Consider the following 11,690-nt stretch of genomic DNA (forward strand, 5'->3'; position numbering starts at 1 on the left):
CATCGCGCCGCCCACATGAACGGACAGCGAACACGAATTTCGGCTCGGGACGGAAGATCCCGACCGGCCCGATTGTTGCCTTATTCATCTTTGTCGCCGACTTGCCAGCGCCGAACTATCAGGGTTGCAACCGAATTCCACGCCACCCCAGTCAATTCGACGGCACTCCCGCCCGTCACGACAGCCCACCCTCGGTCAGCACACCATCGACGTACTGTCACAACTGGGGCCGTGCCGAGCGGCACACCGCCGTTCGTCAAGCCGGAATCATCGCCTGACCGCCAGCACGGACACGTCGGCAACGCTCGCCGTCCGTTAGTAGGCCATGGACGTTGGAGCGCATCAGCGGCGTCGTGGCTGCTCGGGCTGGATTGGTGTCAGCGCGACGGCGAGTTGGCGTCGTGCGGTGACGTCGAGTTTGGCGAATACCTTGCGCAGGTGGTACGCGACTGTGTTGGCACTGATAAACAGCTGCGCGCCGATTTCGGCATTCGTGGCCCCGCCTGCGGCCAGTGTGGCAATCTGGGCCTCCCGCAGAGTGAGGCAAGATCCCGTTGATAAAGAAGGCTTTTCGCGAACGTGCTCACCGGTGGCCTCGATCTCGAGTCGAGCCCGCTCGGCGTAGGCCGCCATGCCGATACCGGTAAACATCTCGAACGCCGGGCGCAGATGCGCTCGGGCATCGAGGGGCCGTCGTTGCCGGCGCAGCCATTCTCCATAGACGAGCCGCGCCCGGGCGATCGCCGGGCGCAAATTGGTGCGGTTCAAGCGCTCGATCGCCTCGCGATACAGCCGTTCAGCGGACTCATCGCTGCTGACTAGTGCCCGCGAGTATGCGTAAGTTCCTAGGGCCCAGTCAGTCCCGGCAGGAATCGCGCACTCGGCCAGCAATTCGAGGGCGTCGGTCGCCTCGCCGTGCTGCCCACAACGTGTTGCCGCTTCAATTAATTCGGGCAGGAAAAAGTTCGTCCACAGCTCTTGTGGATGTTCGATGCCTTGTCGGGCCGCAACGAGGGCCTGCTCGTAATGCCTGAGCCCATTGCACAGCAGGGCGGTCGCCAAACCGATTGAGGCCAAACCCATTCCCTCACCCCGCGCAACCGCGTAGTGCGCGCCGGCCTCCATCAGCCGCTCCGTCTCGCGCTGGTCACCTCGCCACGCGGCGAGCGGGAGCGCCGCGTAGGGGAATACCGTCGTTGCGATCGCGGTCGTGATCGCGTCGGCCTCCGCGATCAGTTCCCGCGACGCGCCAAAGTCACCACTCCACGTCAGCGCCGCCGCCAGCGAGTGCAGCGCCACGGGCAGCACGCGCCGGTCCTCGGCCAGCCTGGCGAGCGTTGCCTGCCGAGCGGGCAGGAGGTGCCAGGCCCGATGATCCCAAGCGATGATGGCGGCGTGGCACGCAAGCCACAGCCATCGCGTCCCGTCGCCGGAGCCTGACTCATCCGCGCGACAAAAACCGTCTACTGCCCGTCGAATCAGCCCCACCCCGGCGCGCGGGCCTTCCACGATCAGGGTCGTCAATCCGTCCAGCAAGAGATCCGACGGACGCGGTGGCACCTGCGCCGGGGGTGCGGCCTTGGCGGCCATCGCCACCTCGGCGATGCCGTTGCCGCGGTAGATTCGGCCCGCGAAAAGGGCCGCCGATACTGCCTCAAGGTACAGCTCGCGCGTCAGCTGGGGAGCACTCGCTGCGTGCTCGTCGGCTAGTTCTAGCAATGCAGCGGCGGCATCGCTGCCGCAGTTGGACGTGAACATCATCTCGCCGCGCAGGACGGAGGGTAAGGCACCGCCACGCCCGACCAGTGATGCATTCTGCGCAGAGTTCATCGGCGTGCTCGTCGACAAGGTGACGGCCGCAAACCGGCGCGGCCGCTGGGCGGGGCGAAAAGACCGCGCCCAATGACTTCGCGCCCGTCCCAGTTCCGGGCGTAAATCATCCCGAAATTGTATCTCCGACCCGGCCACCCGGCCCGGCTGTCAATTGTCAGCGGACTACCAGGTCTTGAGGATTCCGAGTCCAGGCGTGGCGCTCATGATCTAGAGGGGCCAGGTGGTCGCGGCCACACCGTCGCGCCGGTTGGGCCCAGGCGATTTGGAGGAACCATGACCACCGTCCGCAACGCGATCCTCGACTTGCTCCGCGCCCACCAGCTAACCACCTGGTTCGGCAACCCTGGCTCCTCGGAATTGGCTCTCCTGCAAGACTTTCCAGACGATTTTCGCTACCTGCTCGGACTGCAGGAGATGGTGCCGGTCGGGATGGCCGACGCATATGCGCAAGTCACAGGTCGGCCCGCACTGGTGAATCTGCACACCGCCCCGGGAATGGGCAACGCACAAGGCCAGCTCTACAACGCATTCGTCAACAAAACCCCGCTGATCGTCACCGCGGGAAACCAGCGCCGGACAATGCAGAACCAGTACTGCCTGCTCACCAACAACGAACCCACCACCGTGCCCAAACCGTTCGTGAAATGGGCAGCCGAACCCGCAATCGCCAGCGAGGCTCCCGCGGTTCTCGCCCGTGCGATCCACCTGGCGACGACCCCGCCGATGGGTCCGGTGTTCGTTTCGCTGCCGATGGACGACATGCCGATCGAACTCGACGGCGCGCAGTCCGCCGATATCGCCGCACTGCGCGACCGCTCGGTAACGCACGCGGCGGGTTTCCCCGCCGAACTCGCCGAGCAGATCAGCGGCCGATTGGAGTCCGCGAAATCGCCCGTGTTGGTAGTCGGCGGCGACGTCGAGCGCTACGGCGCGTGGGACGCCGTGGTCGGCTTGGCCGAACGCACGCAGGCGGCCGTATGGACCGCGCCGTTGACCGGGTGGAGCGGATTTCCCGAGGATCACCCGCTGTATCAAGGCATCTTGCCGCCCGGCGCAGGGTGGATCTCCCAGATTCTGGCCGGCCACGATCTGGTGCTGGTAATCGGCGCCCCGGTCTTCCGGTACTACCCACAAGTGCCGGGACCCTACCTCCCCGAAGGCGCGAGCCTGATTCACATCACCAACGATCCCGACGAAGCCGCCCGGGCCCCGGTCGGAGAGGCGATCGTCGCCGACCTGGCCAGCGCGGCGGATGCATTGCTCGCGGCCGCGCAACCGAGCCAGCGATCCACCCCCGCACCGCGCGCCCCGATCCCTACCGCCGAATACCAAGAGGTACCGCTCAAGCCAGAGGCATTGTGGTCGGCGGTCGGGCGAGCCGCACCCCCGCAAACGCTATGGGTCAGCGAAGCCGGCAGCAACGAGATCGCCATTACGAACAGCATTCGACCGCATCGCCCGCTCTCGCACTTGTCCGCAGCTGGCGGTGGACTCGGCTTTGGACTGCCCGCCGCCGTCGGCGCTCAACTGGCCGCCCCAGATCGTCCCGTCGTGGCGTTAATGGGTGATGGCTCAATGCAGTACGCGATCACCGCGCTGTGGACGGCGGCGGAATACCAGATTCCGCTCACGATCGTAGTGGCCTCCAACGCCGAGTACGGGGTGGTCAAAGAATTCGGCGTGTGGGAGAAGACGCCGGGTGTTCCGGGACTCGACCTACCCGGGCTCGACGTCGTGGCAACCGCCGCCAGCTACGGCGTGGACGCCCACGAGGCGCACACTACCGATGCGGTCACTGAATTGGTGAAAAGCGGTATCGCCGATCGGTCCCGGCCGACCCTGATCAACGCGCGCACGACACCGGTAGCGAGTTAATTTCCGCCGGCCATTCGCCAAGTACGGGTCAACGGCCTCAGCTAGGGTGTCCGAGCTTTCAGCTCATTTTGGGCGATCATGTTGCGGAAACCTCCTGGCGCTGCCGTAGATACCGGGCGAATGTAGGTTCTCAAACTCCGTGTCATACCGCGGTTGCTCTGAACTGCGGCGCTTCCGACTATCTCAAGTGATGTCATCTGCCATCTTTCTCAAATTCGTGTCCTTTCTTCAGACGTCGAATGTGGGCCGCTTCGCCAAGCTCTGGATCGGCGCGGCCGTGTCAGCATGAAGACCAATGCGTCACGTGAGAGCAACTAGGAAGTGCGCAGTTCAGTGCAGAAGCTGACAAGCGCCCCTCCGCGCTACACCACGTTAGATGAAACACGTTGTCCAAGAGCATGTTCAGCGCTTACAACCAGTAACATCGGCAAGCGATCTCGCTGCTATTGTGTGCTCGACACCGTGGCGAGCGCATGCGGGGTTGCGGCCGCGGGCGCGCCCAGGACTGTGCTCAGCCGGTCCGGGTTAGCCCGTGCTCGGCTTTGAGAATGTCGCTTGCACGCTCTCCAATGACTACGCAGGGAGCCATCGTGTTGCCGGTCGTGATGCGCGGCATAATCGAGCCGTCGGCGATCCGAAGGCCCTCTACCCCATAGACTCTAAGATTTGCATCCACCACCGACATGGCGTCTCGTCCCATTTTCGCCGTGCAGGATTGATGCCAGTAGGTTTCAGTCCCGTCGCGGATGAACCGCTCAAGCTCATGGTTGGCCAGATCGCCGGGCATCACCTCGCGTTTGTTGAAGCGTTGCACCGGAACCGAGTTACCGACTTCGCGGCACAGCTTAACGGCGGCGAGCGCGGCCTTGAAGTCCTCTTCGTGCGCCAACCTGTTGTCCTCGATCGCCACCGGGTGGGCCGGATCCGGTCCGGTTAGGCGGACCCGCCCGCGGCTCTTTGGTCGGAGCACGCCAGCACACGCCGTCCAACCGTGCTCCGGTAGTCCATAGACGGCGATATTTTCTGCGCTGGACAAGGGCAATTCCGCAACGCATATCTGCAGATCGGGAGCCTCGAGTACAAGGTCGCTTTTGGAAAGGACCATCACTTCTGCCCCGTTGTTGTGCGGCTCGAGCGGCTCGCGGTACTCCCATACGCAGTCGATACGCGGGTGGTCTTGAAAGTTTCGTCCCACGCCGGGAAGGTGGGACACAACGGGTATGGCGAAGCGGCGCAGCTCATCAGCGTCGCCGATGCCTGACTGCATAAGTACTTTTGGCGTGTTGATCGCACCAAGGGAAATGACCACCTCGCTCATCGCGGAAACGTTGTAATTCGTCCCACCGCAGTAGAACTCCACTGCGGTCACCCGCTTGTCCTTAAAGAGCAGTCGTGTCACCGTCGCACCGGTGAGAACTGAAAGGTTCGACCGTTGTAGAAGCGGATAGACGTAGCCGCGAAACGTCGACTGCCGCATCTCATTGCGTAGTCGGAGATCAATGAGAGAGGCACCGCCCTCGGCCACCATCATGGCGCTGTTGTTGCTTGGGTAGCTAGGGATTCCCACCGAGCGTGCGCCCTCAACGATCGCCGCGGCAAGCGGATTGGGTTCGCGCGCGGGTGCGTTGAACAGCGGGCCGCCGACACCGCGGTCGGGGTCGGCGGGCCCGTGCCAGTCTTCGATCCGACGATAGATTTCAAGCACCGACTCATACCCCCAGGATTCGTCGCCCGCCTCGGCGGCAAAGTAGTCCCAGTCGCTGCGGTGCCCGCGTGCCCATGCCATCACGTTGATGCTGGACCCCCCACCGAGCACTTTGCCCATGGAGTGCGAGATCGATCTCCCGTTGAGGTGAGCATTCGGCTCCGAGACGAACCCCCAGTCGCGCTCGCTACCTAGGTTGAGCGGCCATTGCAAGGGATTTTGGACGGCCGGGACGTCGTCGGTACCGCCGGCCTCCAGCAAGAGCACGGTGACATCCGGGTCTTCGGCGAGTCGCCCTGCCACCACTGATCCCGATGAGCCTGACCCGCACACCACAAAGTCGTAGTGTGGCGCAATCTCAGATAGCAGCATGCGTGTTCTCCAGCTCGGGGGGCTCGTCACGCGATGAGGCGGGCAGCGTGATGCCGACCGCTGCGTTTTGTTCCGGTGTTGCCAGCAGGTACCCGTAACGTTCCGCTATCTCGTGGAAGCGACCGACCTCGTGGGCAGTCGGTGGCGGGGAACCCGCGGGCCGCCCGACTTCGCGGAAGAACGTGCCCATGCGTGGCGTGGTTACTATCAGGACGACGGCGGGTTCTTCCAAGGCGTTGCGAATGGCGTGTGGAACGTCGCCCGGCAACCGGACATAATCCCCGGCGCAGGCGTCGTGCCATTGCGGGGCGCGGTCGCCTTGGACCAGGATTTGGTGCGCGCCGGCCAGGATGTAGAAATGCTCAAAATCGTCGTGGCTGTGCAGCGGCACCGTCGCCCCGGCGGGGATGACCGCGCGCATGACGCATACCTGCTCGTCGTCTTCCGGCGTCAGGAACTCGACGATGGGTCCAAAAACCTCCAACGCTCCCATGTCTTCCTTTCTGTTACTGCTATTTGGTTCTATTACTTGCTATTTGGGCCAGGCGGTGCCGAGCGTGCCGCACTGGCGTGGTTGCCCGATCCGGTCGACCGGCTGAAGACAGCGCTTCCGCGTCATGCTTGCCTTGGCGATGCAGCCAACTATGTGCGGGCGGATCAGCGCTGAGGGGCCGTCCAGCATCTGCACCACCCGGAAGAATTGCTGCGCTACAAGCGAATCCGTCTCGGCTGCGGTGAGAACCCGGTCCATGTAGGAGTTCATGACGCGAACGGACAGCGGCCGTCTGCCGGGGACCTGCGGGAGCATCAGATCTGAGCCGACCGCCGTGCGCCAAGCCACGCGAATCTTTTTGGACGACTTGCCGTAGAACCGTCCCGGCAGGTTACGGTCTCCTCGGCGCAGACAGTCACGTAGCACCTCGGCTTCGAGGGCGGCGACGGTCATGCCTTGACCGTAAATGGGGTTGAACGAACAGATTGCGTCCGCGAACACGAGTAACCCCGCTGGCAGTCGGGCCAGCTTGTCATAGCGTCGCCACCGGTTGGACGGAATTCGATACTGCGCGAGGTCGCCAAGGATCTCAGCCGACTGCAGGGCTGCGGTGATGTGGGAAGGAGCAAGTGTGGCGGCGAGGTCGAGCAATTCGGTCACGTCAGCCGGCGGATCTTGGCCGCCGACACCGCCGCCGAGCACCAGATACATATCGTTCTCGCAGGCGAACATGGCAAACATCGTCGGGCGGGACGAAATGGGATAGTTGGTCACCACGAGTTCGTGCAGCGTTCCGCGCGGAATACGCACGGCCACAGTGGCGTATGCGATTCGTACCTCGATCTCGTCTTCCCGGGGCCGGCGGTATCCGAGTTCTTCCAGGAATACCGGTGCGCGGGACCCCCGCCCGGTCGCGTCGACAACGAGATCCGCGGCGATCACGGTTTCGTCTGTGCCACCACGCTTTTGGACGCGCGCGCCGGTGATACGGGCACGATCGGTGTCAGCTGTTAAGCCCACGAAGTCGTGCTCTTCAAGAAACTCGATGTTCGGTATTGTGCGCACTGCACGGCGTACCGCGTGCTCGAGAAGCGGTCGGCTCAGGTGATAGTCCGTCAACGATGCGGGGTCGGGAATTGACGAGCGCACCATTAGATGGCCCGCGAACTTCGACCAGAATCTCGACATGTCGCCGTCGTCCCACCTAATGGCGCCATCGGCTGTCAGCTGATCGAATATCCCGGGAAACAGGTTGCCGATTATTTCCACGGCCCTGCCCAACAGCGCGTGCGGATGTCGTCCCTGCGGCACGCCACGCCGGTTTACCGGAACGTCGGGCAGGACGTCACGTTCCACCACGGTGACCCGCTGGTAGAAGTCGGCCAGGACTCGTGCGGCCAGCAGGCCGCCCATACTTGCCCCCAAGACGACGGCGGTGTTCCGATCCGCGTGTGTCATCGGCCCCTCCTAGGCTCTCGCGATTTTCGAACGGCTGGTGGTCGACTCACTGTCAGTCCCTGAGCCGCAAGCATTCAGGCGGCCATGATTGCTTCGGCCACTTCGTCTGGGTGGGTCAGCATGCTCAGATGGGTTCCTGGAACGTAGACGGGTTCGACGCCGAGTCGGGACGCAAATTCCGCCGCCGACCATTGGGGTGCGCAATCGTTTTCGCTGGCGATGTAGGCGGTAGGCACAGTCAGAGCTGCGGGATCGACATGCAAAGCATCTAGGAAGTAACCGCCGGGCTGCGGTGTCAGGAGATCGGCCACCATCCGCTGCAGTATCGGCGCGGTGTCCTGCATGAACAGCTCTTCAACGTAGGCCAGAGTCGGCGCAATCGCGCCATCAGGCGAATCGTTGATCAAATGCAGCAGTAAGTCGCGGCCGGCGGGTGGGTGATCGTCAACCAGCGACTTGCCGCACACCGGCACTAGCGCGTTGAAGTAAATGACCTTGCTGACTTGTTCCGCGAGGAGTGCAGCCGCGCCCGTGGCGGGATAGCCGCCCCAACTGTGCGCAACCAGGATGACGTCAAGTTCGAGCCCGCGTACTTGGCTGACGACGTAGTCCACCGCGTCGGTGAGCCGATAACCCGACGGATCCTCACCGTCGTTGAGACCCGGCAGAGTCAATGCGATCGAGCGATGGCCCGCAGCGCGAAGCCGCTTGGCCACTGGCCACCAACACCAGGCTGCATGCCAGCCGCCCGGGATGAGCACGTATGTCGGGACAGGTCTCACGTTATCTCCTAGAGAGTCGTGCAGCTGCGAAGTAGTTATCCCTATCCGGCTGGCTGATTTCCAAGTCGCTGCCGCCGGCGCGGAGGGGGCTGCTCGGGCATCAGCGGCGCCCGTCGTCCGAGACGCGAATTCGTTGTTGCGGGTGATGGTTTCGGCCGAGACCTACGCTGATGATCATTGCGATCATGGGGTTTAGAGGTCGCCACCGCTTTGTTTCGTCAAGGCCGGTGGGCGGTGAGTAGCAACGCCGGCAACTTTTCGTATCCGTCGGCGTCCAAATCGAACCTGGGGCTTGAACGGGTTTGTGGCGCATAGGCGTGAATGAACGCCGGCCGGATCTCATCGATGGTCCAATGCCTGCCTACTGCGTCGCCCAGTTCGTCTCTCGTGACTACGTTGGGAATCGGATATCCGGGATCTTCGGGGAACGCCGCCTGGGTGAATGTCAGGATGTACAGCGAGGCGCCAGGCGCGGACGCCCGGCGTATCGAATTCAAGTAGTCGTCGCGCTTCGTTACCGGAAGTGCATGAAACAGCGCGCTGTCGACGACGGTCGCGAACCGATCTTCGTAACCAGTAACGGACGTGATGTCGGACGACACGAACGTTGCGTTGGGCAGCCGTCGGCGGCGGCGCTCCTCGACTGCCGCGTCTATCGCAATCACGCTTCGGTCGATTCCGACGACGGTGTAGCCCAACGCCGCCAAAACAAGCGAAGTGTCACCGTAGCCGCAGCCGGCGTCGAGCACATCGCTGCGAAACCTCCCTTGACTGATGAGGTCGGCGATCTGTGGTTGCGGTCGACCGATGCCCCACGGCGGCAGGCCACTGAAGATCCCGTTCTCGTTGTAGGCGTCGTCCCAATCCATCAGTTCTGCCATCGAATCCTCCTATGCGCACCGCTGCCCGCTGGCCAGGCGACGAATCCTCACCACCCGATGCTGGCGCGGCACGCGACCGGTAGCCAGAGCGGTCTTTTCCTGGTATTGGCAATCACAGGTTCCCCACGAAGCCACTGAAGCCGCGCTGAGACAACGCCATACGTCCACCGGTCTGTGAACCAAACTTCAGTGAGTGACGCAACCACTCCTATGGCTGCGCTCGACCCACAACCCAAAGGGCCGCATCCCCATTAGCGGTGCGGATGACAACGCACGGAGCCGGGTGACCGGCTACCCCGAATGCACGAGACTGGAGAGCAGACGCAAGCTTTCCTCCGAACGCGTGCCAGGTTCGGCGTAGTAGGCAATCATCGTCTGCCTCATGTCGGGCAGCATGAATACTCGGTAACACAGCGTGAGCGGCCCAACTCTGGGGTGGTAGAACGGAGCTGGCCCGCTCGTCTTTTGCTTGACCTCTTGGCGCGCCCACAAGCGGCGAAACCGTGGGCTAGCGTCGCTGAGCTCGTTGATGAGCGATACCAGTTCGGGGTCGTTTGAGCGGTCTTCGGCGAAGTTGAACCGAAGCCATGACACGAGCATCTCGGTTACCTCGTCCCAGTTGCGCACCCAAGCGGGAAAGTCCGAGTCCAAAAACGCCGTCCGCAGCTGGTTGAATCCCGGTGCGAAATAAGGCAACAGCGCTTGGGCCATCGAATTGGCCGCTAAAACGTTCATGTGCCGGTCCTGCACATATGCGGGAATCAATTGCCAATTGTCGATCAATGTCCGCAGGCCGAGATCAACTTTCTCAACCGACGCGGCCGAACCGGAACGGCGTGGTAGAGCAGGCCGAGCCAAGTTGCGCATGTACTCGGCCGCGTCATCATCGAGTTGTAGCGCGCGGGCCAAAGCCGCGAGTACCTGATCAGAGGGCTGAGTCGTTCGGCCTTGCTCAAGCCGCAGATAGTAGTCGGCGCTTATGCCCGCAAGCATCGCAACTTCCTCACGACGCAAACCCGCCACCCGGCGACGCCCGCTGTCGGCAAGGCCGACATCAGCAGGCTTCAACCGTTCTCGACGGGCCCGAAGAAACGCCGCCAGCGGTTCACGATCAGGCATGAGAAAACAATAGCGCCGCCACGAAGGGCCCCTCCCCAGTACCAGGCAAAGCAACAATGCTGCGCCTCCCTTCACCAGCGCTGGCGCCTGCCCCGGAAATGGATCGCCAGGCGGTCGCGGCGCCCGCAGCGCCCATCGGATCTTGATCGGCCGCGGCCGGGCGGATGTGGAACAGACCTGTACGGCGCTGATGGGTCCAGGCGCAGGGCACTCTCATTCGCAATCGGCTGTCGGCTACTAGCGAATCATCCGCGCACTGTCCACGCCGGAGGCAGCAGAGCAGGACAATAGTCTGCGTTGCATAGACTCTCGCGAGGTAAACCATCGCAGCGGTTCCGATTCGCGGGACGGCTCGATGCACACGAGCGCTGCCTTAAAGTCGTCGTCCTGTCACAGCATTTTTACGTCTGCGAGCTTCCGGTTGGCCGGATCGGATCGGCAAGGCGAACCCGGCCGTTCATCCCACAGAACGTGACCTGGCCGGAACAGTATGATGAGTCGTCCCTTCGCGTTTATCGGCTGCTTCCTGAAGCGTCAAGATGATCTCGACGCCCCGCACCACAGGGCCACAGTGACCACTTCCGATGAGCGGAACGGGTAGTCGTCGATATGCAAGTGTGCCAATAGCGCTCAACGGCAGCGGATCTGGCCTGCGTTGCCCTCCTAGCGCCTCCGATTTAAGGTCAGTGCTTCTTCCGCCGGTTGATCCTGCCGCGGGCGACGGCTCGACCAGAGCACGATCCCAATACGACGTAGGCCTTCATCATGGTTTCTTGCACGAGGTAGCCGTAGTCATTCCCGCGGTATGCTGACCGAAATCTTAACCGATACAACATGTTCAATAGCGATAGCCTCCTGCGGGGATCGCGTTGTGCGGCTTCACAGTCTGCAGATGTGTGGGGCTGTGACGGCGTCGTCATAGCTGACAGGCTTTCGTTGAAATGCCGTGCGGATAGCGCAGACTCTTCGCGGCGGCAATGTGCTGGGCCGATTCGAATGACGCTGGTAGTGCCAGACTTCTCTCCACAGCAGTTATCGATTCGTCCTGTCTGATGGGTCTGCTGCACGAGTAGGTGACAACTGAGATGGCTTGCCCGGCGTGGGCAGGCTGGAAGGATGTCACCATGGCACGGCCGTATCCCAAGGAGTTTCGTGACGATGTTGTGCGGGTT

At 62.8% G+C, this 11,690-nt stretch carries 8 protein-coding genes; 1 reads left to right on the forward strand and 7 read right to left on the reverse strand.

Annotation, left to right across the window (positions count from 1 at the left end):
* Positions 1–342 precede the first annotated feature (342 nt).
* Positions 343–1,830 (reverse strand): LuxR C-terminal-related transcriptional regulator, encoded by a 1,488-nt coding sequence (locus AC5Y5B_RS22160; RefSeq protein WP_500006574.1) that lies wholly within the window; start codon positions 1,828–1,830, stop codon positions 343–345.
* Positions 1,831–2,106: 276 nt separating this feature from the next.
* On the opposite strand from AC5Y5B_RS22160, the gene mdlC reads away from it, so the two are divergent.
* Positions 2,107–3,708 (forward strand): benzoylformate decarboxylase, encoded by a 1,602-nt coding sequence (gene mdlC / locus AC5Y5B_RS22165; RefSeq protein WP_500006576.1) that lies wholly within the window; start codon positions 2,107–2,109, stop codon positions 3,706–3,708.
* A 511-nt stretch (positions 3,709–4,219) separates the two neighbouring features.
* Here mdlC and AC5Y5B_RS22170 read toward each other — a convergent pair.
* The 6 genes from AC5Y5B_RS22170 to AC5Y5B_RS22195 form a co-directional block, all read right to left on the reverse strand.
* Complete coding sequence (locus AC5Y5B_RS22170) at positions 4,220–5,785, reverse strand: GMC family oxidoreductase (protein ID WP_500006578.1); 1,566 nt, start codon at positions 5,783–5,785, stop codon at positions 4,220–4,222.
* Positions 5,772–6,278 (reverse strand): cupin domain-containing protein, encoded by a 507-nt coding sequence (locus tag AC5Y5B_RS22175; RefSeq protein ID WP_112635680.1) that lies wholly within the window; start codon positions 6,276–6,278, stop codon positions 5,772–5,774. Before AC5Y5B_RS22175 ends, AC5Y5B_RS22170 begins: the two co-directional genes overlap by 14 nt.
* A gap of 39 nt (positions 6,279–6,317) precedes the next feature.
* A complete protein-coding gene (locus tag AC5Y5B_RS22180; protein ID WP_500006583.1) occupies positions 6,318–7,736 on the reverse strand; it encodes an FAD-dependent oxidoreductase in 1,419 nt (472 codons plus the stop codon).
* Positions 7,737–7,810: 74 nt separating this feature from the next.
* Positions 7,811–8,518 (reverse strand): alpha/beta fold hydrolase, encoded by a 708-nt coding sequence (locus AC5Y5B_RS22185; protein WP_346427308.1) that lies wholly within the window; start codon positions 8,516–8,518, stop codon positions 7,811–7,813.
* 218 nt (positions 8,519–8,736) lie between these two features.
* Entirely contained in the window at positions 8,737–9,399 is a 663-nt protein-coding gene (locus AC5Y5B_RS22190; RefSeq protein WP_112635684.1) for a class I SAM-dependent methyltransferase, read from the reverse strand.
* Between the two features lie 291 nt (positions 9,400–9,690).
* A complete protein-coding gene (locus tag AC5Y5B_RS22195; RefSeq protein ID WP_112635686.1) occupies positions 9,691–10,518 on the reverse strand; it encodes a helix-turn-helix transcriptional regulator in 828 nt (275 codons plus the stop codon).
* Between the last annotated feature and the right edge of the window lie 1,172 nt (positions 10,519–11,690).

The sequence above is a fragment of the Mycobacterium sp. NGS33 genome (assembly GCF_059812885.1).